21 protein-coding genes are annotated in these 24,739 nt (G+C 53.4%); 1 reads left to right on the forward strand and 20 read right to left on the reverse strand.

All coding sequences use genetic code 11. The features are described 5' to 3' along the window. Window positions 1–7: 7 nt before the first annotated feature. Complete coding sequence (locus tag KKG35_01250) at window positions 8–6,757, reverse strand: tandem-95 repeat protein (protein ID MBU1736744.1); 6,750 nt, start codon at window positions 6,755–6,757, stop codon at window positions 8–10. Window positions 6,758–7,259: 502 nt separating this feature from the next. Here KKG35_01250 and KKG35_01255 point away from each other — a divergent pair. Beyond that, window positions 7,260–7,655: a pancreas/duodenum homeobox protein 1 gene (locus tag KKG35_01255; GenBank protein MBU1736745.1), complete on the forward strand. Its 396-nt coding sequence runs from the start codon at window positions 7,260–7,262 to the stop codon at window positions 7,653–7,655. Window positions 7,656–7,815: 160 nt separating this feature from the next. Here the strand turns inward: KKG35_01255 and KKG35_01260 are convergent, their stop codons facing one another. From KKG35_01260 to KKG35_01350, 19 genes are all read right to left on the reverse strand, one after another. Further along, the gene (locus tag KKG35_01260) at window positions 7,816–8,568 is read right to left on the reverse strand and encodes a histidinol-phosphatase HisJ family protein (protein ID MBU1736746.1); all 753 of its coding nucleotides are present in this window, start codon (window positions 8,566–8,568) and stop codon (window positions 7,816–7,818) included. 201 nt (window positions 8,569–8,769) lie between these two features. Continuing rightward, complete coding sequence (locus KKG35_01265; protein MBU1736747.1) at window positions 8,770–8,964, reverse strand: hypothetical protein; 195 nt, start codon at window positions 8,962–8,964, stop codon at window positions 8,770–8,772. Window positions 8,965–9,233: 269 nt separating this feature from the next. Then, window positions 9,234–9,755, reverse strand: a complete 522-nt coding sequence (locus KKG35_01270) for a zinc ribbon domain-containing protein (GenBank protein MBU1736748.1) — start codon at window positions 9,753–9,755, stop codon at window positions 9,234–9,236. Window positions 9,756–9,872: 117 nt separating this feature from the next. Continuing rightward, window positions 9,873–12,035, reverse strand: coding sequence for a DNA translocase FtsK 4TM domain-containing protein (locus KKG35_01275; protein ID MBU1736749.1), 2,163 nt, complete (start codon window positions 12,033–12,035; stop codon window positions 9,873–9,875). Window positions 12,036–12,120: 85 nt separating this feature from the next. Next, window positions 12,121–12,552 (reverse strand): transcription antitermination factor NusB, encoded by a 432-nt coding sequence (gene nusB / locus KKG35_01280; GenBank protein ID MBU1736750.1) that lies wholly within the window; start codon window positions 12,550–12,552, stop codon window positions 12,121–12,123. A gap of 10 nt (window positions 12,553–12,562) precedes the next feature. After that, window positions 12,563–13,027, reverse strand: a complete 465-nt coding sequence (ribE, locus tag KKG35_01285; GenBank protein ID MBU1736751.1) for a 6,7-dimethyl-8-ribityllumazine synthase — start codon at window positions 13,025–13,027, stop codon at window positions 12,563–12,565. A gap of 158 nt (window positions 13,028–13,185) precedes the next feature. Beyond that, window positions 13,186–14,409 carry a bifunctional 3,4-dihydroxy-2-butanone-4-phosphate synthase/GTP cyclohydrolase II gene (locus KKG35_01290; GenBank protein MBU1736752.1) on the reverse strand — a complete coding sequence of 408 codons (1,224 nt, stop codon included), beginning with the start codon at window positions 14,407–14,409 and terminating at the stop codon, window positions 13,186–13,188. A gap of 12 nt (window positions 14,410–14,421) precedes the next feature. Then, window positions 14,422–15,081, reverse strand: a complete 660-nt coding sequence (locus KKG35_01295) for a riboflavin synthase (protein ID MBU1736753.1) — start codon at window positions 15,079–15,081, stop codon at window positions 14,422–14,424. 21 nt (window positions 15,082–15,102) lie between these two features. Beyond that, window positions 15,103–16,209 (reverse strand): bifunctional diaminohydroxyphosphoribosylaminopyrimidine deaminase/5-amino-6-(5-phosphoribosylamino)uracil reductase RibD, encoded by a 1,107-nt coding sequence (gene ribD, locus KKG35_01300; protein MBU1736754.1) that lies wholly within the window; start codon window positions 16,207–16,209, stop codon window positions 15,103–15,105. Between the two features lie 8 nt (window positions 16,210–16,217). After that, window positions 16,218–16,679: a transcriptional regulator NrdR gene (gene nrdR, locus KKG35_01305; protein ID MBU1736755.1), complete on the reverse strand. Its 462-nt coding sequence runs from the start codon at window positions 16,677–16,679 to the stop codon at window positions 16,218–16,220. 45 nt (window positions 16,680–16,724) lie between these two features. Beyond that, the gene (locus KKG35_01310; GenBank protein MBU1736756.1) at window positions 16,725–17,174 is read right to left on the reverse strand and encodes a cytidine/deoxycytidylate deaminase family protein; all 450 of its coding nucleotides are present in this window, start codon (window positions 17,172–17,174) and stop codon (window positions 16,725–16,727) included. Between the two features lie 2 nt (window positions 17,175–17,176). After that, window positions 17,177–18,433: a serine hydroxymethyltransferase gene (locus tag KKG35_01315; protein ID MBU1736757.1), complete on the reverse strand. Its 1,257-nt coding sequence runs from the start codon at window positions 18,431–18,433 to the stop codon at window positions 17,177–17,179. Between the two features lie 180 nt (window positions 18,434–18,613). Further along, window positions 18,614–19,054: a ribose 5-phosphate isomerase B gene (gene rpiB / locus KKG35_01320; GenBank protein ID MBU1736758.1), complete on the reverse strand. Its 441-nt coding sequence runs from the start codon at window positions 19,052–19,054 to the stop codon at window positions 18,614–18,616. Window positions 19,055–19,078: 24 nt separating this feature from the next. Continuing rightward, window positions 19,079–20,320, reverse strand: a complete 1,242-nt coding sequence (fabF, locus tag KKG35_01325) for a beta-ketoacyl-ACP synthase II (GenBank protein ID MBU1736759.1) — start codon at window positions 20,318–20,320, stop codon at window positions 19,079–19,081. Window positions 20,321–20,398: 78 nt separating this feature from the next. Beyond that, on the reverse strand, window positions 20,399–20,632 hold the full coding sequence (acpP, locus tag KKG35_01330; protein ID MBU1736760.1) for an acyl carrier protein: 234 nt from the start codon (window positions 20,630–20,632) through the stop codon (window positions 20,399–20,401). A gap of 47 nt (window positions 20,633–20,679) precedes the next feature. After that, window positions 20,680–21,426: a 3-oxoacyl-[acyl-carrier-protein] reductase gene (fabG, locus tag KKG35_01335; protein MBU1736761.1), complete on the reverse strand. Its 747-nt coding sequence runs from the start codon at window positions 21,424–21,426 to the stop codon at window positions 20,680–20,682. A 2-nt stretch (window positions 21,427–21,428) separates the two neighbouring features. After that, a complete protein-coding gene (locus KKG35_01340; GenBank protein ID MBU1736762.1) occupies window positions 21,429–22,631 on the reverse strand; it encodes an electron transfer flavoprotein subunit alpha in 1,203 nt (400 codons plus the stop codon). 128 nt (window positions 22,632–22,759) lie between these two features. Then, on the reverse strand, window positions 22,760–23,539 hold the full coding sequence (locus KKG35_01345; protein MBU1736763.1) for an electron transfer flavoprotein subunit beta/FixA family protein: 780 nt from the start codon (window positions 23,537–23,539) through the stop codon (window positions 22,760–22,762). After that, window positions 23,539–24,693 (reverse strand): acyl-CoA dehydrogenase family protein, encoded by a 1,155-nt coding sequence (locus KKG35_01350; protein MBU1736764.1) that lies wholly within the window; start codon window positions 24,691–24,693, stop codon window positions 23,539–23,541. The genes KKG35_01345 and KKG35_01350 overlap by 1 nt, the downstream gene beginning before the upstream one ends. Window positions 24,694–24,739 lie beyond the last annotated feature (46 nt).

Consider the following 24,739-nt stretch of genomic DNA (forward strand, 5'->3'; position numbering starts at 1 on the left):
GTATCCGTTAATTGGCCGGACCGATGGTTAACGATTTACTTTTAATTCTGCCCAAGTCGTCATGCTCGTAGACATCAGTCCATTTCTTCGGAACAGGATTGACGGTAACCTTTACCTCAACCCCCTGAGCCGGAGGAGAAGGATAGGTATACATCCCGTCATTGACCGTAAAGGTAAAGCTCACCTCGCCACTCGGCACAACCTTCGGTGAATAGGTGATAAACGGCCCTGACTGCTCTATTTTCCCACGCTCCGGATAACTGGTCAGCTCAAAGGTCAGCTGATCATGATCGTAATCCTCACCGGTCAGGACGATCTGGATCGGCTGGAACTCATCGGTCTCGACACTCTGCGAAAAGGCCACCGGCGGGGTGTTGCCGATATAAACCGTTACGGTGGCGCGCACACCGCCCGCATCCTCTACCGTGTAAGTAAAACTCTCCATCCCGATCAAACCGTCCGGTGGTGTGTAGGTGACGATAGTGTCGGTGAAAATCGTTGATCCTCCATTGCCGTTCCCGGGCTGCGAGACATCAATGATCCTCAGGACATCTCCCGGATCAGCGTCGTAGTCATTGGCGAGGACATCGAGGACCTTGGGGTTGTAGGAATAAATATAGTAGATATCGTCGTTCACCACCGGCGGGTCGTTCACCGGATTTACGGTAATGTAGACCGTTACGACCCCGGACAGCTCCGCATCTTTCGCCTGATAGGTGAAAGAGTCGCGGGTTGTTTCGCTGCCGTCATGCTGATAGGTGAAGCTGGTGAAAATGCCGCCGATATTGATGCCCCCGTTGAGATCCTGGAGAGTGCCGTGACTTGGCTGACTCACCAGCACTGCGGTCAGCGGATCGCATTCCAGATCCCGGTCGTTTAATGTCACATCGGCGGTAAGGGCCTCACCCTCATTGACAGTGTAGTAATCGTCTTCGGCCACGGGCTGGGCGTTCAGGTCCGCCCATGGCGAGGCGACAAGGCTCACCGTGCTTCCCTCCCTGGCGCTGAATCCAGGCTTCAAGGAAATCCTATTGGAATTCAGCCTGATCGATGCGCTCGGAGTGACCGTATAGGCAGGACCGACTTCAATAGCTTTTCGATAGGTGATATCCACTTCAAGGGTGGCGGGAACCCCATCGCCGGAGATCGCCTGGTCATGAAGAACGAGTGGGCTGTCGGGGAGGCACTGGGGAGCATCTAAAACCTTGACCGTTACGGTGGCGGTGGAACTCTGGCCGGCGGAATCTTCGATGGTGTAGGTAAAAATGTCCTCACCCTGGAAATTGTAATTCGGGGTATAAGTGATCGAGGTTCCGTTGTTGACCGGCTGAACCCCACTGCCCGCGGCACTCACTGAGGTGATGGTCAGGACATCACCGTAATCGGTATCGATATCATTACCGAGAACGGAGATCGTTTTGGAGGTATTGATATCGATGGTCAGGTAATCGTTATTGGCCAGCGGCGGATCATTTGCCGGAGTGATGGTGATGAAAGCGGTGATCGGTTCCGACGCCTCTCCTTTATTGTCCTTGGCAGAGTAAACAAAACGATCATGGGTTGTTTCGCTGCTGTCATGAGTATAGATAAAGGTGGTGAATTCATCGCCGATATTGATCTCGACTCCATTGAGATCTCTGAGAATGCCGTGGTCCGGCTTACTCTTTAGCACTGCGGTCATCGGATCGCAATCCAGTTCATCGTCGTTCTGCAGAACATCAAAAGTTACATTTTCGCCCTCGGTGACAAAGATATTATCTTCAAAGGCGATGGGAGCGTAATTGCTGTCGGAGGTGATCCTGACATTACTGCCCTCTTGTGCGCTGAAACCCGGCATGAGGGTTACTTTCGGCGCACCAAGGGTCACCCGGCCGCCTGACCCGACCACATAATTGGGGCCGACGACCATTGAATTTTTGGCCAGGATATGGACCTTTTCGTTTGCCAGGACCTCTTGGTTAGCGAGAACCAGAGCATTCGCCGTACAGTTGGGATCGCCTTCGGTATCGACAAGGATCGCGACCGGGACCACGGATGAACCGACATATGGGTCATTGACCTTGAAGTAGAATATATCGATGCCGGTAAAGCCGGGATTCGGCTGGTAAGTAAGATCGGGTGGTGTGCCGGAAAGAGTACCGTGTTCGGGACCGGTGATAATTTCAAAGGTAAACGGATCGGAATCCGGATCAGAGCCGGTAAGGATTATTTGGAGCGCTGTATCCTGCATAGCACGGATTGATTGTGAATATGCCACCGGCGGGAAATTTGGTAACGTTACCAGATCGACGGGTTCCGCACTGTGGTTCGCCCAGTTACAGGTGCCGGTTTTGAACGGGTAGACCCGGTAACAGTATTCAGTTCCGGGAGCGAGTGTGGTGTCGGTGAACTCCTTTTCGGCCGACATATTGGAATTGATCCTGAAATTATCAAATTCAACCTCTATCTCCTGTCCGGCCGAATCATTACGCCTGGCGTAATGAGCCGCTCTGATCAGATTCGGAGAAGCAGCAGTGAGTTCTGCGATGTGCTGGCGAAGGAGATAAGACCCGCTGCTGTTCTCAACGTATCCGGACAACATCCCGCCATTCCGGACGATTCTCAGGGTTCCGGAGAGTTCGGTGGTCGGCAGGGTGCCGTATTGCACTTCTCCGTCGATATAAATCGCTGTTACATAGGCTCCGTTCACCCGCTCCACCCATATTTGGTTTCCACCTCCAGTGGTTGCCGGGAATTGTACGTGGAGACGGGCGTAAACCAGATATTGGTTTGGATTGGGAATTACGTCGGGTACTGAGTAATCTATCCGGATGTCAAAATCACCGGTACCCAGAAGTCCAGCGGGATCCTTCGCATCAAGGTATGCGAAGTTATAACCTGTATCACCAACATCATTGGCAACGGTATGAAACCTGACCGCACCATTCTCCCAGGTGATCTCGGCGGAACCACTGTTGGAGCCATCTTCGTCGGAAACCTTTGCCGGCAGAGGGTCGGTCGGGATCTTTTTCGTGGCATCCAACACCTTGACCCCCTGGATCCAGACCGACGGATCAATACCATTGGAAAAATCATCCTGCTCGAAAATTGTTTGAACCAGTTCGAAATCGGAACTGTCCGGAGAACAGACCCCCACTTTTCTTTCCACCCGGTAGCCGCTCTCTCCGGTCATCGCATCGGTCCAGGAGATCGTTGCCGTGGTATCGGTAATATCGGTTGAGGAAAGAAATGTCGGCGGGAAGTATACGGGTTCGCCACTGCATGCATCCCCAGACCCGTCACAATCTTCATCTGCCTGATTGCCGACTCCGATTAAAGATTCTTCGGCAGGGCCATTGGCAACCAGCGGGCAGTTGTCGGAAACATCACCCACACCATCAAGGTCTCCGTCTTCCTGGCCGGGGTTAAAAACATACGGCGAGTTGTCGGAGACATCGCCTACGCCATCACCGTCGTAATCTTCCTGACCGGGGTTGGCGACATTCGGAGCATTATCGCAGACGTCCGGCACCCCGTCACCATCACCGTCTGCAGTCTCCTGGCCGGGGTTGGCAACGTTCGGACAGTTGTCGACAGAATCGCAGACCCCGTCGTTGTCACTGTCGGCGAAACAGGGAGTTCTCAGATCAACCTCGGAGCTGAGATTCTCCATGGCGGTACAGGTATCATATGTGAACGGATAGACCCGGTAACAGTAATCGGTGTCTTCCATAAGATTATGGTTGTCGATCACCTCCGAAGACAGCGACTCTGCCGGGTTGATCCTGAAATTATCAAACAGGGTCGTGATTTCCTGCCCGTTCGGATCGTTACGATAGGCGTGATGCGAAAATCTGAGATGGGCGGGAGCGACATCACCAGCCAGAGGCTGGCTGTGCTCATAAAAGAGACCCCACCCGTTGCCATTCCGGACATAGCCGGATAATTTTCTGTTATTGCGAACGATCCGCAAAGTTCCGGAGAGATCGGTTGTTGCCTGATACTTGGATTCCGTGACCCCGTTGATCTGGACATAAACCAAATAACCGCTGGTCTGCCGATCCACAATAATCTGGTCGTATCCTCCTGCGGTATTCGGAAATGCGACCCAGAGACGGGCGTATACTGCATATTGCCCATCGGTAACAACATTGTTTCCGGGCAGAGAGTACTCGACCTGGATGTCAAAATTACCGGTTCCCAGAAGCCCTGCGGGATCGTCCGCCTGAAGGTGTGCTTCGCTGAATTGTCCATCCAACACAGGAGTGGCGACGGAATGGAGTTTGACCGCCCCGTTTTCCCAGGTAATCTCGGCAGAGCCACTGGGTACGGTATACGTTGCCGGCAGAGGGAATGTATTCCAGACCCCGCCAACCCCGAGAAGCTGGTCCCAGGTGGATTGATCGATGGTTGTGGCAAAATCATCATAGACATAGGAAATTTCATCAACATCGATATATGGATTACTTGACGCACAGGTCCCGTCTTTTCGCTCAACCCGGTATCCATCCTCTCCGACCATCGCGTCGGTCCAGGAGATCGATACACTGCTGCCGGGAAGGACTGTGGCTGATAAATCTGTCGGCGCAGATGTCATTGAAGCGCTGCATGCATCCCCAATTCCGTCACAATTGGCATCAGCCTGGTCGAGGTTGTCGACTGCGGGACAGTTGTCACAGGCATCGCCCAAACCATCTGCGTCGCTATTGGTCTGATAGGAATTGACAACCGTCGGGCAGTTATCAAGAGAATCGCAGACACCGTCACTGTCGCTGTCCGGACAAGCGGGGAGTGTTTGCAGGTCGATGTTTAGGCCATGATTTGCCCATTCGTTGCAAGTATCATTCTTGAACGGATAAACCCGGTAGCAGTAATCGGTTCCGGTAGCAAGCCCGGTATCGTAAATCTTCAGTACGGAAGATTCAGGGGTAATGATCCTGAAATTATCAAAAACCGTCGTGATCTCCTGCCCGGCCGGCTCATTACGTCGCGCGTAATGGGCCAATCGGACCCAGGTCGGCGCAAGATCAGAACTCAGGGTCATGGTGCTCTCGACAAGCAGGTGCCAGGCGCTGCCATCCCAGAAATATGCGGACAACCTGCTCTCATTACGAACGACTCTCAATTTCCCGGAAGCAGGGATGCCGGGGGTTTCGGTGATCGGAAAATCGACCACTTCAGAGGCCCCGTTTATCCAGGTTACTCCCCTGTACATTCCATCCATACGATTCACAAGAACCCGATTGAAGCCTCCGGTGGTCGGGAATTCTACCCAGAGCCGGGCGTAAAACACCGGCTGGGTCGGGGCAGGGTCAATGGTGCCGCTCGGCAATTCAAAGTCCACCTGGATGTCGAAATCACCGTCTCCCAGAACTTCCGCTGGTTTTGCCATATCAAGATACGCGTTGTTCCAGCCTGTATCGTTCTTGTAATTGGCAATGGTATGCATTTTGACAGCACCGTTTTCCCAGGTGATTTCAGCGGAACCACTATTCATGGTGGTGGAGTCGGAAGCGTAAGCCGGCGTAGAATCTGGCGGAACTATTATTTTTGACTGATCGGGGTCCATCACACTGACCCCCTGGATCCAGGCGTACTGATCATTGCCGGCAGCAAAATCATCATGCCCGTATCGGGTAACGAGATGCTCGAAACCTACACTGTTTGCTATACAACTCTCGGCTTTTCGTTCAACCCGGTAGCCATTCTCCCCAACCATCGCATCGGTCCAGGAGATTGACACCCGGTTGTCGGAAAATACTGTAGATGATGGAGAAATCGGCGGGAAGTACTCCGATGGGCATGGATCGGGAACCGAAAAACCGCCTGCAGAGGTATGGCAGGTGAAGCAGTTCTCGGTAGCATGATGGGTATTGCCGGTGCCGTCTGTATTCCAGTTATTGGTGGTGTTGTGACAGATCTGGCAGAGGCCAAGCGGGATGGTCGCTCCCGGAGTATTATCAACCGGGCCACCGTAGGTGTTTGGGAAGGGGGTCGGGTTGAAGAATTTGAGATCACGATAGCCGTTGCCGTGGGCATCAGGCATGAAGGACCGGATCGACTGACCGTAGATAACGCCCCAGACGTTGCCCAACAGGTCGCCGGTCATAGATCCTTTGACCGTCATGACATTGTCGGTGACATCGATAACCTCGAAGGTCTCCGTGGGATTGGCAATGTTCGGGACCACCAGGAGACCACGGGTTCCGTCAGCAGCTTGTGTTTTATCAACATTCGGGCTGCCGGTCTCACCTCCCTTGGCATTCCAGAGAGCTAAATCCGTAAACCCTGGGTTTCCAGTAAAAAGATATATTGAAATTGTCGTGTTGCTGCCTGACGGGGTCGACTGGGAAACAAATACACCCATGCCCACATAGAGCTTGCCGGAATCTACAGATTCAAAATCCAGTTGCCCTTGGAAATGAGGGTCATGACAGTCAACACACTGGGTTGACCAGATACCATGCGACTCTGAGGTTGTAGAGCTTGCATGAAGTTTCGCTTCCGGCGCCGCAAGATACCGGGAGGGAAAATTGTTAATTTCCGCTGGCGTCCCATGGCAATTATTACAAACGGCGTTATAGCTTGTCTTGTCCGGATTGGTGGGATCGGCAGGATCCACCAGGCCGGGCCAGTCCATTGCCGGATTGGTATGGCAATGATAACACTCGATTCCGTTTGACTCATTGTGCGGGGAGTCCAGAAAGTACGCATTTGCCTGACCGGTATGAATACCATGCGCAACGATGATTGCGAGAAACAGGATTGTTTTATTCATAACTCTCTGCATGTGTTTTTTCTTCATCATGAGGACGACACCCTGACAGGCCCGATTGAGCCAAAAAAATGTCCGAAAAACAAATCCACCCGGACGCATTTAATATGTATTGCAGCACACTCCCAAAAATTTTGAGATAACAACTTGAAATTATTAGAAGAAATACATTCACCGAACAGGAACCACACCATCCGCCACGCCAGACACCACATTGTAGCACCTAACTTTTCCGCTGAATTGCCTACCTATCATTTGTATTTTGTTTTGTCAATACGGGGACACTCCACGTATTGTGTAGGAATATCCCTACAAATTACGTGAAAAATACTGATACTCAACACCTTCCCGGACTCACGGATGAGCTGGAAATACCTAACGAAAATAACAAGATAATGAATATGTTTCCTGAATTTGGATTGACGCTCTTTGGAGAGTTGTGTAGTTTGTTTCCCGTTAAAAAAAAATGTTTTGGGGGATTTTTTTTTCGAAGAGGGGGCAAGACATGGGGATCAATTTCAACGACTTATTTACCGCTGACATATTGCAAGAACTCTTTCCGAGCGAGCGGGCCGATGAATTCTTTGAAGCCCTGTATGGCGATGTTGACGAAGGGGTTTACGACATCGCCCTTGGTTTCAACGGCCACTCCGCGGAGACCAACACCCTGGAATTCTCTCTGAACCTTTCCGAAAGACCCGATAAATGTCTGGCCTGCAATGTCACCTACGGTCTGCCTGAGGTGTTCTCACGGCACCCGATCATCAATGTCGCCGGGGTCGTGAAAAAGATCAACGAACTGTTGGGCGGAAAAGCGAAGTGTGGAGAATGGGACCTCGGTTCCACCCGGAGAATTTCGAACAAACTGTACGCGGTGCCCCTGACCATCAAATTACTGTGATTTATGTTTCAAGAGTAAAAGGGGAGGAAGAAATCAGAAGCCGGGAGTCAGAAGTCAGGAGACAGGAGTTGGGAGTTAGGAGTTAGGAGTTGGGAGTTAAGGAATCAGGATAAAAGACAACGAACGAAATACTCTTGGATGCCCTGGAGGCATCTTTTTTCTATGGGAAACCGATAAATTGTCCCACATGTTCCGGAACGTGCGCATCTGACCCGGCCAGCAGCGTGATTCCCTTTTTCACCGCTTTTCGGATGATTTCGGGCTCGGGGAAAACCACCCCCCGCATCCTGCAGCCCGAGAAATTTACTTCCAGGGCAACCCCCTTTTTTGCCATCAGATCCAGGATCTTTTCAATCTGCCGATGATGACTCGCTTCGAGCTTTATTTCCGGATGATAGCGCATGGCCGCATCAAGATGGCAGACCATCTCGGCCGGGACTGTTCCGATCGCCTCCTGTAGAGTTTCAAAATAGGCGGTCAGAACTTTTGCGACCCCGAGCCGACCCAGACCTTCGATATTGTCATGCTTCCGGCTGACCAGGTTCAAATGGCGGTCACCAGCCTTCATGAAGTGGTACGAAACAGCCACCCGGTCAAAATTCCGGGCGGCGAGAACGTTTAGTATCGCCTGCTTCTCGTCCGGGTTATACCCGACCTCCACACCCAGCCCGATCCGGATCCGGTCTGCGAATTTCTCCCGCAACCGCCTCCCCTCCCGAAAATACTCATCGAAATCCTCTTCGCTCAACCAGGTTTTCTCGAAATAGTTGATCCCGATCTCCAGATGCTCAAGAAAGAACATCTCGGTCAATCCTGCAGCAATTCCGGCCCGGACAAATTCCTCCATGGTGCCGAAGGCATGACCGCACAGGCTGGTGTGGATATGGGAATCGCTTTTGAGGTTAATGATCATGTGTTCGAGGTTCAAGGTTCAAGGAATGGGAATCGATCGTAACCGGCCCAGGTCAATACCAACTTGAGAATGTGGTAAATCCTGGGGGCATTCTCCGGCCGGCAGCCGTTAAAAACAACTCTACAAAATAAGATAAAAAAAGGACACGTCTTCAATGAAAACGTGTCCGATCATTTTTTTCGCTCTGCGCCGGATATTCTCTCAGGCGTTACCCCTTGGAAAATAGTGGACGACGCCATCGATATCGGAAGTATCGCAAATATCGCCAAGGCTGAAATCCATATATTCTTCCATGTTCTCAATGGACAGGGCAATGGCCTGACCATCGGGAAGATGGTAGACAATGGTCCTCACCTTGGACATATCAACCTGTTTTGCCGTTAACTGCTGGTACAATTCTTCTACCTCCCGGAATTGAATTCGACAGAATATCAGTGAACCTGAAATATTCCCCCCTTAAGATTCGGAACTTACCACACCTGCACAGCAATTTACAAAGTAGTCATTAAAAAAGGATTGACAAGTAGGGGAACAACTTTAACCGAAAACCCGATACCTCTCAATTTCAGACACCGACTCTCCGGCAGCTTGACACACCAACCCTTGGACAGGCTCAGGGTGAGCGGAAGAATGCAGAAGTTTCGAAGCCAGGACAGGGACTGCTCCTAAGATTTAAGTCTGGTCCCGTCGTAAGGGCAGTAGCGCCAGTTGAACTCAAGAGGGGCATTACAGGCCGGGCAGTTATTGCGAAGCAACCGCATCTCTTTAACAGGAAGTTCCTTGCCGTCGATCACCAGTCCATCAAGATCGGAGAGGATAACGTAAATTCGCTCGTTATTTGACTTCGGATCGGTCGGGGTCATGAAGAACCCCGGCCGGTTCAGATGAAAACCCCGAACAATTCCGTTTGTGACCTCACCATCGTTGAATTTGACCGTAACCAGTCTTTCTCCCGCCTTTGGCTCGATTTTGGAATGATTGTATCCATCCCGATAGGCGTGTCCGTCAAAATCCTTCACGAAGAAGATGGCTTTCAGGTTATTGGTAACAATCTCCAGGCTCTTCGAACTCTTTTCCAGACCCAGTGGAATAAAATGAAAAGTGGAATTGGCCGGAGAAAAATCGCTGGTGGTCCCTTTGATTACTTCGCCTTTCTTGGTCTTTAAAACTATTTTGATCGGAGGCATTGTTGTTTGAAGAAGAAAAAGAACTGATCCACAATCGGACTGCAAACAATAAGAACCGCTACTATTTACTGTAAAAAACCAGAGGTGTACAGACTTTTTGCCCGGTGACCAGAAGAATCAGTATGATTGCCTGGCAAGAACTTCTCTCGGCCGGGAGCCATCGGCGGGGCCGACGACCCCTTCCTTTTCCATGGTCTCGATCATTCTGGCGGCCCGGTTATACCCGACCCGCAACCGTCTCTGGATCATGGAGATGGATGCCTGCCCCGTTTCGCAGACAATGGCCACGGCCTCGTCATATTTTTCATCGAATGCGTCATCGGCGAGATCATCATCGCCTGAACTTTCATCGGCAATCCGGACCACCGATTCTTCATAGGAGGCACCCCGCTGCTTCTTGATAAAGCTGACGATGTTCTCGATCTCCTTCTCGGAGATATAGGCCCCGTGAATTCTCTGCAGCCGGGCGCTGCCCGGGGGCAGGAACAGCATGTCGCCGGCGCCGAGCAGGTGCTCCGCGCCACTCGAATCAAGAATGGTTCGGGAGTCGATCTTGGATGACACCTTGAACGACATCCGGGTCGGGAAATTGGCCTTGATCAGCCCGGTGAGCACGTCCACCGAAGGCCTCTGGGTGGCGAGGATCAGATGCATCCCGGCCGCTCTGGCCATCTGGGCGAGTCTCGCCACGGAATCCTCGACCTCGCGGGAGGAAACCATCATCAGGTCGGCCAGCTCATCGATGATGATCACGATCAGCGGCAGGCGACCCTCCTCGGTAACCTCATTATAGCTGTGAATGCTCTTGACCCTCTTTTCCTCCATCAGCTGATATCGCCGCTCCATCTCCTTGACCGCCCATTGCAGGGCGCGGCTGGCCAGTTTGGGATCAACCACCACCGGATGGAGAAGGTGCGGGATTCCTTCGTAACAGGACAGTTCGATCCTTTTCGGATCGACCATCAGGAAACGGACATCCTCCGGGGTCGCCTTCATCAGCATGCTGCAGATAATGGTGTTGACCGCAACACTTTTCCCGGCACCGGTGGCCCCGGCAATCAGCAGATGCGGCATCTTGGCAAGATTTGCCATGACCGGGTTGCCGATCACGTCCATCCCGAGCCCCAGGGTCAGTTTGGAGGCGGCATTCTGAAACTCCTCGCTGGCCAGAATATCACGGACAAAGACAATCTGCCGTTCCGGATTGGGGATCTCGATGCCCAGCGCCGCCTTGCCGGGAATGGAACCGACGATTCGCACACTTTCCGCTTTCAGGCCAAGAGCCAGATCATCCGCCAGAGAAACCACCCTGGTGATCTTGACCCCGGGAGCCGGTTCAAATTCATAGGTGGTAATCACCGGCCCCGGCGAGATCCCCGACACCTTGCCGGACACCCCGAAATCACTGAGTTTCGCTTCCAGCCGTCGGCTGACCTCAAGGTAATGCTCCCGGTCGGCCATAAAGTCGCCGACCGACGATTTATCGAGAAGATTCACCCCCGGCAATTTATATGCACCGGCGGCCACCGGCAGGGTGGCAAAATCAGCATCATCGTCTTCGGTAAGTCGCACCGACTGATTGACATTGGGAACAGAGATCACCAACTCCCGGTCTGCCTCAGGCTCAGGGGGAGGCAGGGAAACCACCGGTCGGGAGAACGGTTTGGGGATTGACGGCCCGTCACTCTTTTCACTAAACGCGGATTTCTTCTCCCGGATGATCATGACCAGCCGCCTCACCGCATCAACCAGGTTGAGAGCCCAGAGATAAGGTGAAAACTCGACCGCGCCCATCAGCGAGACAATCAGCACGGTGGCAAAGAAGAGAACCGCCCCGGGTTTGCCGAAATAGACCCCGAGGAATGAATAGAACAGGTTGCCGATATAGCCGCCGGCGGGATACAGGTGCCCGAAGAGGGTGAAGGTGTGGGCGCCGGACGCAGATAAGAGACCGCTGCTCGCAATCAGAATACCGGTACAGCCCGCACAGATATAGGGTAGTCGCTGAAAGGTAACGTTCGGCGAAAAAAACAACAGGGAAAAGGAGAAGATCAGGATCGGCAGCCAGAACGAGCTGAAACCGAGAAAACCCATCATGATCCTGGCGAAGAAATGACCGAACTTGCCGCCCCAGAGGACTGGTTGAATTTGAACGGAGCCATCCGGCAGTGAGTATCCGGCCAGACAGATCAGGATAAAAATGGCGAGAAAAATACCGAGCACAGAAACCAGTTCCTGCAGTATTTCAGGCCTTTCCCGCTGACTCTTCCCGTTGACCATAGTATTCGTATTCCGCTAAAGAGACCACTCTCCAAAAAAAACCGGGAACCTATGGAGCAAAATGGGCCGCCCGAAGGGCAGAAGATCATCTGCCCGGTCGCTCTTCCCTGCCCAGTTTTTTCATCACCCCGTCAAGAATCCCGTTGATAAATGAAAAGGCGTCTTCAGAACTGAACCGGCCGGCCACTTCAATCGCCTCGTTGATCACCACCGAGGCGGGAATGTCCGGTTTCTCGCTCAGTTCATACACGGCAATGCGCAGGATATTCCGGTCGACCGTGGCCATCCGTTCCATGCGCCAGTTCTCAGACTGGCCCTGAATGAGTTCATCGATTGCTTCCCGGTTTGCGGAAATCCCTTCGAGAAGGACTCTGGCGTATGAAACAGCCTTTTTATCCGACTGGAAATTCCCCAGGACGGACAGAAGCGCCGCATCTTCCTGAAGGCCGGTAGTCTCTGACTGGTAAAGAACCTGCAGGGCCAGCTCCCTGGCCTTGCGGCGAATTGGCACGCTCATCGGCAATTGATCAGAACCGGGACAGCAGGTTGATCATCTCAACGGCTGCTATCGCACAGTCGGAACCCTTGTTTCCAGCCTTGGAGCCGGCCCGTTCGATGGCCTGCTCGATGGTATCGGTGGTCAGAACCCCGAACATTACCGGAATACCGCTTTCCAGACTGACCTGGGCAATTCCCTTGGCAGCCTCATTGGCAACGAAATCAAAATGGGGAGTCGCCCCACGGATCACCGCCCCGAGACAGATAATCGCATCATACCGCCCGGATCGGGCCATCTTTTGGGCCACCAGCGGAATTTCATAGGCTCCGGGAACCCTTGCCACCTCGATGTCGTCATCGGCCGCTCCTGACCTGCGCAGGGTGTCGAGCGCGCCATCAAGAAGTTTTTCTGCGATAAATGAATTAAACCGGGAGACCACAATGCCGAATTTTTTTCCGTCGGCCTTGAGATCCCCATCAATATATTTTGCCATGTCGTTCTCCTGTTCCCATGTTCACCACCGTCAGGAAAAATCCCGACGGTATTTACAATGTGGATAAAAATCAAGTTTCCGTAATAATATCAGAAAATTATCTCTTTGTCAGCTGATTCAGACCCACCGCAAGTAAAGCGTGTTTTCTGCCCATTTTGTCAAGGTTCAAAAGTGTTCGGCAGGAGGTCAAGCATGTGCCCGAGTTTGTCTTTCTTGCACTGCAGATATTTACGGTTTTCCGAATCCGGTTCGATCTCGATCGCCAGTCGACCTGTCACTTTGAGGCCGTACCCTTCAAGTCCCACAATCTTTTTGGGATTGTTGGTGATCAGCTTCATCTTCCTGATCCCGAGATCACGAAGGATCTGGGCCCCGATCCCGTAATCACGCAGATCCGCCTTGAAGCCGAGCTTCTTGTTGGCCTCCACGGTATCCATTCCCTCGTCCTGCAGGGCATAGGCCTTCAGCTTATTGACCAGGCCGATCCCCCTGCCTTCCTGATGCATATAGAGGATCACCCCCTTGCCTTCATTCTCAACCATCTTCATCGCTGCATGCAGCTGGCTTCCGCAGTCGCAGCGCATTGAACCGAAGACGTCCCCGGTCAGACACTCCGAGTGAACCCTGACCATGACCTCGTCCTCCGGACTGATATTTCCTTTGACCAGCGCGAGATGTTCGTAATTGTCCACATCATTGGTGTAGACAATGGCCCGGAACTCACCGCCGTATTTGGTCGGCAGCCTGGTGTCGGCAGCCCGGTGCACCAGGGTGTCTTCACGCAGCCGATAGGCGACAAGATCTGCGATGGTTGCGATCTTCAGGCCGTGCTTTTTCGCGAATTTCTTGAGATCAGGCATCCGGGACATGGTGCCGTCCTCATTCATGATCTCACAGATCACGCCGGAGGGCCTGAGCCCGGCGAGCCTGGAAAGATCAACGGAGCCCTCGGTCTGCCCGGTTCGAACGAGAACGCCGCCCCTTCTCGCCCGTAACGGGAAAATATGGCCCGGGCTGACAATGTCCTCAGCCTTCACATCCAGCCTGACCGCGGTCTGGATGGTATGCGAACGGTCGGCGGCAGAGATACCGGTGGTCACCCCATGTCGCGCCTCGATACTGACCGTGAACGCGGTCTCAAAGGGAGACTTGTTGTCCTTGACCATCATCGGGAGCTGCAGTTTCTCGATCTGCTCCGGAACCAGGGTGAGGCAGATCAGCCCCCGCCCGTGGGTGGCCATGAAATTGACCGCTTCAGGCGTCACCATCTGGGCGGCCATGCACAAATCACCTTCATTTTCCCGATCTTCATCATCCACCAGAATGATCATTTTTCCGGATCGGATGTCTTCAATTGCCTCTTCGATACTGTTAACCGTCATTTCCTGTCACCATTACTTTATGAAACCGTGTTCCGCCAGAAAGGCCTCGTTGATTTTCGACCCCTGCCCAGCCCCGCCTTGCGGCTTCACGGAGAGAAGTTTTTCCACATATTTACCGATCAGATCCACTTCAATATTGACCACATCCCCCTTCCCGAGATCACCCAAAGTTGTGACCTGCAGGGTATGCGGGATAATCGAAACGGAAAAAACCTGATCGTCGCACTCGTTCACCGTCAGGCTGATGCCGTCGATGGTGATCGATCCCTTTTCGATCATGTAACGCCCGAGTCCCAGGGGAACTTCAAATGAAAAAAGAACATACTCGCCCAGGGGCTTTCGGGAAACTACCTTCGCCGGCGAATCGACATGGCCACTCACCAGATGCCCGCCCAACCGGTCGGAGAGTCGTAACGCCCTCTCCAGATTGACGGAGCCGCCAACCCCAATCCGGCCAAGATTCGTTCTCTTCAGGCTTTCCGGGGAGACATCGGCCAGAAACCGTCTGCCGCTGATGTTCCTTGCGGTCAGACAGACCCCGTTCACGGCGATTGATTCGCCTTCTTCAGGATCAGAAAGATCGAAATCGGCTTCCAATCCGAATACCATACCCCCGCCGGACGGTTTCTTTTCAAAAACTTTGCCCTTGCCCTGAATGATTCCGGTGAACATTGCAGATCCCTCATTAATCGCTTAAAAAAGCCCCTCAATCATGACATCTTCTCCCAGCCTCCTGACCCGCGTGGTCGTAAAGCGCACCCCTTGGTCGACGGTATCAAGGCCAAGTGCGCCGACCACCGGCAACCCTTCGGAACCGATAAAAAGCGGCGCCACAAAGAGGCAGGCCTGATCATAGAGACGCTGCTTTAAAAAAGAGGCATGGACCCTGCCGCCTCCCTCCACCAGGAGGCTGTTCACATTCTGTCTGCCCAGTTCCAGAAGAATATCGGGGAGGGCCAGAAAACCATCGCCATCGGTTTTGACTTGCCTGACCACGGCGCCTGCCGCTTCAAGGCACTTCTTTTTTCCGGCATCAGCCCCATCCCGACAGAAAATCCAGGTTCGGGCGTCGGATTTCTGAGTCAACAGCACCGCATCGGGCGGCGTCCTCAGATTACTGTCCAGCACCACCCGCAACGGGTCCCGCCCCTTTCCGAAAGGAAGCCGGGTGGTCAACGACGGGTTATCGGCAAGGACGGTGCCCGAGCCAACCAGGATGGCATCATACATATCCCGGAGCCGATGGACCCTGCGGCGTGCACTCTCGCCGCTGATCCACTGACTGTGACCGGTTCGGGCGGCAATTCTACCGTCAATCGAGACCCCTGCTTTCATGGTTACCCAGGGAAGCCCGGTTTGAACATGCTTCAGAAAGGGTTTGTTCAGAGCCAGACAGTCCTCCTCAAGAACTCCGGAGACGACTTCAATTCCCCGGCCCGCAAGATAATCATTACCACCTCCAGCGACAAGGGGGTTCGGGTCTCTCATACCGACGACCACCCGACGGATGCCACACTCGATGATTTTCTCGGTGCAGGGCGGGGTACGCCCATGGTGATTGCAGGGTTCCAGAGTTACGTATACCGTACCCCCCCTGGCCGCCGCTCCGGCTTTGCTCAAGGCTTCTGCCTCGGCATGCGGCGCACCGGCCCGCCGGTGATACCCTTTGGCCACCACCTGATCATCCCGGACCACCACGGCACCAACCACCGGATTGGGAGAGGTTCTGCCAAGCCCCTTTCGGGCTTCAATCAGGGCGAGTTTCATAAACCGGCGGTCCCGGTCAACGGATGACATCATAGAGCCGGTTATTTCTTTCCAGAGTCCAGCATTGATTTGAGTTCGTTCATGAACTCGTTGAGGTCCTTGAACTGCCGGTAAACTGAAGCAAATCGAACATACGCCACTTCATCGAGATTCTGCAGCCCGGCCATAACCATCTCGCCAACCATCTTGACCGGAATCTCCCGCTCCCCCATATCCTGGAGCTTGATCTCCAGGGAATCAACAAACTCCTCAATCTGGGACATGCTGACCGGCCTCTTTTCACAGGCCTTTTTCAGACCTGAAACAACCTTCTGCCTGTCCCAGGATTCTCGCCGCCCATCCTTCTTGACCAGCATGGGCATAGTCACTTCAAGTCGCTCGTAGGTTGTAAAACGCCTCTCACAGGATTCACAGGAACGGCGGCGGCGGGTAATGGTATATTCCTTGTTGAGCCTGGAATCAACAACCCGATTCTCAAGATGACCGCAATAAGGGCACTTCATCTCCCATAACTCCTTGATTTGTTAAAAAAAAGAAACCTGCCGGAATCAGCCGATTTGATGAAGCGGAATGCCGGCCTCAGCCATCAGGGCCGCTGACAACTCATCCGCATACCCTTCCCGGTAATACACCTCGGTAATCTTTGAGTTGATGATCATCTTGCTGCAGATTGAGCAGGGCATGTTCGTGCAGTAGAGAGTAGACCCGGCAATACTTGTCCCGTGGATTGCCGCCTGGATAATGGCGTTCTGTTCGGCATGCAGCCCCCGGCACAACTCGTGGCGCTGGCCGGAAGGAATGCCTCGCTCCTCGCGCAGACATCCCACATCAAGGCAATGGCTGATTCTGGTCGGGGCGCCGTTGTAACCCGTAGCAATGATATGCTTGTCCCGAACGAGAATTGCCCCGACATATCGCCGCGTACAGGTCGAACGCTGGGCAACAAGCTCGGTAATCGACATGAAATACTCATGCCACGAGGGTCTCGGATCGCTCACGATCAGCGCTCCCCTCGTTCCATATCGGGATACAGCGGAAATTTTTCACACAGCGCACGGACCTCAAGACGGATCGTCTCCAGGAGTTGCGGGTCACCGATATTTGCCAGAGCCCGGTTGATCCAGGAACCGATCATTTCCATCTCGGGCACCTTCAACCCCCGGGTCGTTACCGCCGGAGTGCCGATCCTGATCCCTCCGGTCACAAAACGGGGCTGACTGTCAAAGGGCACCGCATTCTTGTTGACTGTAAGTCCGGCCCGTTCAAGAGCCTCCTCGCCATCCTTGCCGGTGATTGACTTGCTGGCCAGATCAACCAGCAGCAGGTGGTTGTCGGTGCCGCCGGAAACTATTCTGAATCCTGACTTGACAAGACTCTCTGCCAGGGCTTGAGCATTCTTCACCACCTGATTCTGGTACACCTTGAAATCATCATTCAAGGCCTCAAGGAAACTGACCGCCTTGGCAGCAATCACGTGAACGAGCGGCCCTCCCTGGATGCCGGGAAAGATCTTGCTGTTCAGGCTCTTGCCGAACTCCTCTTTGGCCAGGATTAGCCCGCCACGAGGGCCTCTCATCGTTTTGTGGGTCGTCGTGGTCACGAAATCAGCATGCGGGACAGGGCTCGGGTGAACACCGGCGGCAACCAATCCGGCGATGTGGGCCATATCAACCATAAAATAGGCCCCGACCTTGTCGGCAATCTTCCGGAAACCGGCGAAGTCGATTACTCTGGGATAGGCGCTGGCGCCGGCCACGATCATTTTCGGACGATGCTCTTCGGCGAGCCTTTCAACCTCCGCCATATCAATCCGCTCGGTTTCCCGATCCACCCCGTAGGAAATGAAATCATACAGCTGGCCTGAAAAATTGACCGAACTGCCGTGAGTGAGGTGCCCGCCGTGAGCCAGATCCATACCCAGAACCTTGTCACCGGGTTTCAGGGTGGAAAAATAGACTGCCATGTTGGCCTGACTGCCGGAATGGGGCTGGACGTTGGCATATTCTGCTCCGAACAACGCGAGCGCCCTGCTGATCGCGAGGGACTCGACCTGATCGGCATAGTCACAGCCGCCATAATAACGTTTTCCTGGATACCCCTCGGCGTATTTATTGGTGAAGATGGAACCCTGGGCCTCAAGGACCGCTTCGCTGACAATATTTTCCGAGGCAATCAGTTCGAGCTGATACGACTGCCGGTCGAGCTCATGCTTGATGGAGCGATATATCTGCGGATCTTTTTCTTTCAGGTAAGACACTTTTGTTCCCATGATATTCTTAGTTTCGTACGAGCAGACCAGCTGCTCGACTCAGCGTTAATTGAAAAACGACTGGCTCAAATGAAAAAGCCGGAGTTTGTCAACCCGGCTGCCTATCCTTCCCGAATAGTATGCAACAACTTTCAAACACCAGCCCTGACTGTGTTCATGTGTTCTGCTTTAACAGGCACAATCATTGGAAAACATCGATATCCGGCCTAGATGTCTGCCGCCGGAAAATTCCGTCACCATCCAGGCTCTGACAATCTCGAGAATCAAACCGGGTCCCACAACCCTCGCCCCAAGACAGAGAACATTGGCGTTGTTGTGCTCACGGCTCATTCTGGCGGTAAAAATTTCATGGCAGAGGGCACCGCGGATGGCGGGCGAACGGTTCGCAGCCATCGACATGCCGATCCCGGTCCCGCAGATCAGAATCCCCCGGTCGGCCTCACCGCCTTCCACAGAACTGCAGACCAGCCTGGCAAAATCCGGATAGTTGACAGAAGCTTCGGAATCACATCCATGATCAAGAACCACGTGACCCATCTCTTTAAGAAGCGAGAGGATCGAAGCCTTTACTGAATATCCGCCATGATCACATCCGACAGCTACTTTCACCATACCCACCTGAAAAAAATTGAACTACCCTTCAAACCGCTTCATCACCAGCACCGCGTTTGTGCCCCCGAAGCCGAAAGAGTTGGACATCGCAGCCCTGATCTCCATTCTTCTTGCTTCGTTTGGCACATAGTCGAGATCGCAACCGGGATCCGGATTCTGCAGATTGATCGTTGGGGGAGCGATCTGATGGTGAATGGCCAGAGCAGTGAAAACGGACTCTATGCCTCCCGCCCCGCCAAGCATATGTCCGGTCATGGACTTTGTTGAACTGATGGCAAGTTTTTCCGCATGCCCGCCATAAACCTTTTTGATGGCCCCTGTTTCAACAATATCATTCAGCGGAGTCGATGTCCCATGGGCATTGATATAGTCGATTGCGTCGGGAGCCATTCCGGCATCCTGCAAAGCCATCTGCATACTGCGGACCGCACCGTTACCGTCATCGGGAGGCGCCGCCATATGATAGGCATCACCGCTCAAGCCGTACCCGCCGATTTCAGCATAAATTCGTGCCCCACGATTCAGGGCATGCGACAGCTCTTCAATGACCAGCATCCCGCCGCCTTCAGCAATAATAAACCCATCCCGATCATTGTCGAAAGGCCTGGAGGCCCGCTCCGGATCATCATTCCTCCTGGAAAGGGCTTTCATTGCATTGAAACCGCCCACGGCAAGAGAGCAGACCGTCGATTCGCTCCCTCCGGTTACCGCCACATCGCAGTCACCTCTGCTGATGGCGCGATACGCCTCACCCACCGCATGGGTCCCGGCAGCGCAGGCTGTGGTGACTGAAAGGTTGGGACCTTTGGCGCCGAGAAGGATCGAAGCCTGACCGGCACTCATATTGGAAATGACCATGGGGATGAAAAATGGGGTGATTTTTCGCGGCCCCCGCTCCAGAGCGATCTGGTGGTATTTCTCAATGGTCGGCAGTCCACCGATGCCGTTTCCGGTGTAAACACCGACCCGGTGAGCATTGTCATCCGTGATCACCAGACCGGCATCGTCACGGGCCATCAGGGCTGAAGCAACTGCATACTGAACAAAAAGTTCAAGATGCTTGGCCACCTTCTGGTCAATATATTTCTCGACCTCGAAATCCCTGACCTCGGCCGCGATCTTGACCGCATAATCACTTGTGTCAAAGCGGGTGATCAGACCAACACCACTGCGCCCGGCACACAAGGCTTCCCAGGTTTTCTCAACTCCGGTTCCGAGCGGGGTCACCAGACCGGCCCCTGTTACTACAACTCTTCTGTTCACCTGTCACTCCCTGCCAAGCAGTGGCGGCTGGAAATATTAATCAAAGAGCCTGAAACTGAATTCACTGTTTCAAGAAAATCAACCGGCAACTTTGTTGACGTGCTCAATGGCATCCTTGACGGTGGTGATCTTTTCGGCGACTTCATCTGCGATTTCAATATCAAAAGCTTCTTCCATGGCCATGATCAGCTCCACCAGATCAAGGGAGTCAGCGCCAAGATCGTCAACAAACGAGGCACCCGGAACAACCTTGTCTTTATCAACGCTCAGCTGCTCGGCAATAATATCAATAAGTTTTGCTTCTGCGGACATAGTATTACTCCTTAATAGTTATCAAAAAAATTTATCACACTTCTTTATTATCCCATGAACATGCCGCCATTCACATGAATGAACTGGCCGGTCACGTAACACGCATCATCAGAAGCCAGATAGGCTACAGCGGCGGCAACATCCGCAGCAGACCCCATGGCTTTCATCGGTATTTCGGCAAGAATTTTCTCCTTGACCTCCTCGGACAGACCGCTGGTCATGTCCGTGTCAATATAGCCCGGGGCAACCCCGTTTACCGTGATCCCTCTGGAAGCAAGCTCCCTGGCAACAGAACGGGTCAGTCCGACCAGACCGGCCTTGGCGGCGGAATAATTAACCTGCCCCGCATTGCCGAGAAAACCAATCACCGAACTGATATTGATGATCCGGCCCCAGCGCTGTTTCATCATCGGCCTGGTCACCGCCTTGATGCAGTTGAAAGCGCCTTTCAGGTTGGTATCAAGAACCTGGTCCCAGTCGGATTCTTTCATCTTCATCAGTAAACCGTCCCGGGTTATACCGGCATTATTTACCACTATATCGATCCGACCGCAATCTTCGATAATTTTTGCCATCGCAGAATCAACGCCGGCCGAATCGGCAACATCAAACCGGTACAGCTTTGCATCCCCTCCGGCCTCGGCAACTGCGGCAACTGTCTCCTCACCGGCTGCGGGGTTACTGACATAGTTCACCACAACCCTAGCGCCCATTCCGGAAAGCTTCAGGCAGATCTCTCTGCCGATCCCCCTGCTGCCGCCGGTCACCACCGCAACTCTGCCCTCAAGGCTCATTTTCAGCTCCTCCCGCCTGCCTGGCGCTCCTTCAGGCGTTCAATCAGTTTCGGCACTACCACGGAAACATCACCAACGATCCCGTACGTTGCCACATCAAAGATCGGGGCGTGCGGGTCACGATTTATGGCAACAATATTATCGGATGACTGCATGCCGACCATGTGCTGGATTGCACCGGATATGCCGCAGGCAATATACAATTTCGGGCAGACGGTTTTACCGGTCTGTCCCACCTGATGCGGATAGGCAATCCAGCCGTTATCGACTGCCGCCCTTGAAGCGGCGATCGCCCCGCCAAGAAGCGCGGCCAGTTCACGGATCATGGCAAACCCTTTCTCACTTTCAAGGCCACGTCCTCCTGCGACCAGAACATCCGCTTCATTGATGTTGGTCTGTTCTGATTCTTCCTTGACGCTTCGCAAAACCCTTACTCTGGACTGGATACGGGTTTTATCAGGGTCAATTTTTATGACCTCGCCCTTGCGGGAAATGTCCTTGGCAATTGCTTTCATCACCAGGGGTCTTACCGTGGCCATCTGCGGTCGGTTAGCCGGACACTCGATAGTCGCCATGATATTCCCGCCGAATGCCGGCCTGGTCTGCAGGAGCATTCCATCTTCCTCGCGGATGGCAAGTCCGGTGCAATCTGCGGTCAATCCTGTTCCGAGCATGGTGGCAAGCCGTGGAATGAAAGAGCGGCCAATGGCGGTGGCCCCAGCCAGAACAATCTCCGGTTGATGCTCGCGGATCAGATCCTCCATGACGTTGCCGTAGGCGTCATCAGTGAAGTGGGCAAGGGCGGGATCATCGGCCACATAAACCCGGTCCGCGCCGTAAGCGACAAGATCATCGGCCTCATTTGCAAAACCGGAACCGATCAGGACTGCTGAAAGCGGCACGTTCCGCTGATCGGCAAGCTTGCGGCCGATCCCGAGCAGTTCATAGGCAACCTGCGCCACCTTCCCGTTCCGGAACTCGGCATACACCCAGACCCCGGACCATTGAGAAAGATCCTCTTTGCCTTCTTTTTCAGCCTTGTCAATACTTAAGGCCTCAACTTCACAGACATCGACACAGCTGCCGCAGAGGGTGCAGCTGTCCCCCACCACGGCATGTCCGCCTTCGACCTTAATGGCCCCGAAAGTACAGGTCTCTTCGCAGAGTCCGCAGCCGATACACGCTTCAATGTCGATCTTTAACATGAAAAAACCCGTTTATCTTATCTAATGTAGAGGTCATCTGTCATATTCCTCTCTGAGGAAAAAAAGGGGGCGAGCCAAAGTCCTTTCAGAAAAAAAAAAACGCTTTTGCCACGAACAAACAGAAATCGTTAGAGAAGCGGCTCTAGTTTTGTCAGGAGTTGGTCAACCTGTTCATCAACCGTCCCTTCAAGCATGCAGCGCTCCGCACTGAATTGCGGAGAAAACACCTTGACGACCCAGGTGGGTGAGCCGTTCAGGCCCAGTTGTTCCGGGTCTGCACCGATATCTGAAGCATTTAAAACTGCCGCCTTCATGCCTTTGGCTTTCATCTTGCCCTTCAGGGATGGAACCCGCGGCTCGTTAATCTCTTTCACGACAGTGAGCAATACCGGCAGCGCAACTTCCAGCTCGTCATATCCATCATCCATCAATCTTTCCAGCCGCATAACCCCGCTGGAAACATCATTGATCTTTCGAACATACGCGACAAAAGGGATCTGCAACCGCTGCGCCAGACCCGGCCCAACCTGGGCAGTGTCGCCGTCAATGGCCTGTTTGCCGCAAAGTATCAGATCAAAACCGCCAAGCTTTTCAACGGCCCTGGAAAGAGTGTAGGTCGTGGCCAGGGTATCGGAACCGGCAAATGCCCGGTCGGAAACGAGAACGGCTTCATCAGCGCCGCAGGAGACCGCATCACGCAGGGTCTCTTCCGCCTGGGGAGGGCCCATGGTCAGAACAGTCACTGTGCCGCCGTGTTTTTCCTTCAGCCGAACCGCCTCTTCGAGAGCATGCCGGTCAAAGGGGTTCATGATGCTTTCAACCCCCTCCCGGGCCAGGGTATTGGTCTTCGGATCCAGACGAACGTCTTTGGCATCCGGCACCTGCTTCACACACACTAGAATCTTCATCAGCTTCTTGAATACTCCTTGTTAAGCGCCTGCCCGATCACGTTTCGCTGGATCTGGTTCGTCCCCTCATATATCTGTAGAATCTTGGCATCCCGCATCATTTTTTCAACCGGATATTCACGCATGTAACCATAACCTGCCAGAATCTGGACAGCGTCGGTGGTCACTTTCATGGCCATATCCGTCGCCATCACCTTGCACATTGAGGAAGGCTTGGACACATCCTTGACTCCGGTGTCGATATGCCTTGCCGCAGCATAAACCAGGGCCCTGGAAGCCTCAAGCTGGATGGCCATATCGGCCAGGATATGCTGCACGGCCTGGAAGGAGATAATCGGTTTCCCGAACTGAACTCTCTGTTTGGCGTAATTGACGGCTTCGTCAAGGGCTGCCTGGCCAAGACCGACACCCAGGGAGGCGATCCCGGGACGGGACAGGTCGAGGGTTTTCATCACCGTAAAAAAGCCGGTCCCTTCGCGACCGATCATGCGGTCCTTCGGGATGCGGCAATCCTTGAAGATGAGCTCCCGGGTTGACGATGCTCTTATCCCAAGCTTTTTCTCCTTGGCGCCGTAAGAAAATCCGGGGTCGGAACTTTCAACCACGAACATACTCGCCCCACGCGGGCCTTTAGTGCGATCCGTGATGGCGATCACCGAATAGATTTCGGCATCTCCACCATTGGTAATCCACTGTTTGGTTCCGTTCAATACCCATTCATCACCATCAAGGACGGCCGTGGTCTGAATCCCGGATGCATCGCTGCCGGCGTTGGCCTCGGTCAGGCCGAAAGCGGCCCACTTCTTGCCGCTGGCAATAACGGGCATGTACTTCTTTTTCATCTCTTCACTACCGGAGATCAGAATCGGATAGGCACCGAGGGCGCTGGCGGCAAAGCTCGTCGCAATCCCCACACAACCGCGGGCAAACTGCTCAAGGGCCAGCACCATATCGAAGCTGCCGCCCCCGAAACCACCATACTCCTCTGGAATATAAAGACCGAAGAGGTCGGCCTGGGCGACCTCCTTCAGGATCTCGGTAGGGAATTCCTCTTTTTCGTCAAGTTCCGCGCGCTGAGGAATGATTTTCTCGTCGGTGATCTGTCGAGCCACGTCCACGATCATCTGCTGCTCTTCAGAAAGAAAGTAATTCACATGCTCACCCCGTAATTTGGATTTACAAATTTATATTTTTTACAAT

The sequence above is a fragment of the Pseudomonadota bacterium genome, from assembly GCA_018823285.1.
Taxonomy (GTDB): domain Bacteria; phylum Desulfobacterota; class Desulfobulbia; order Desulfobulbales; family JAGXFP01; genus JAHJIQ01.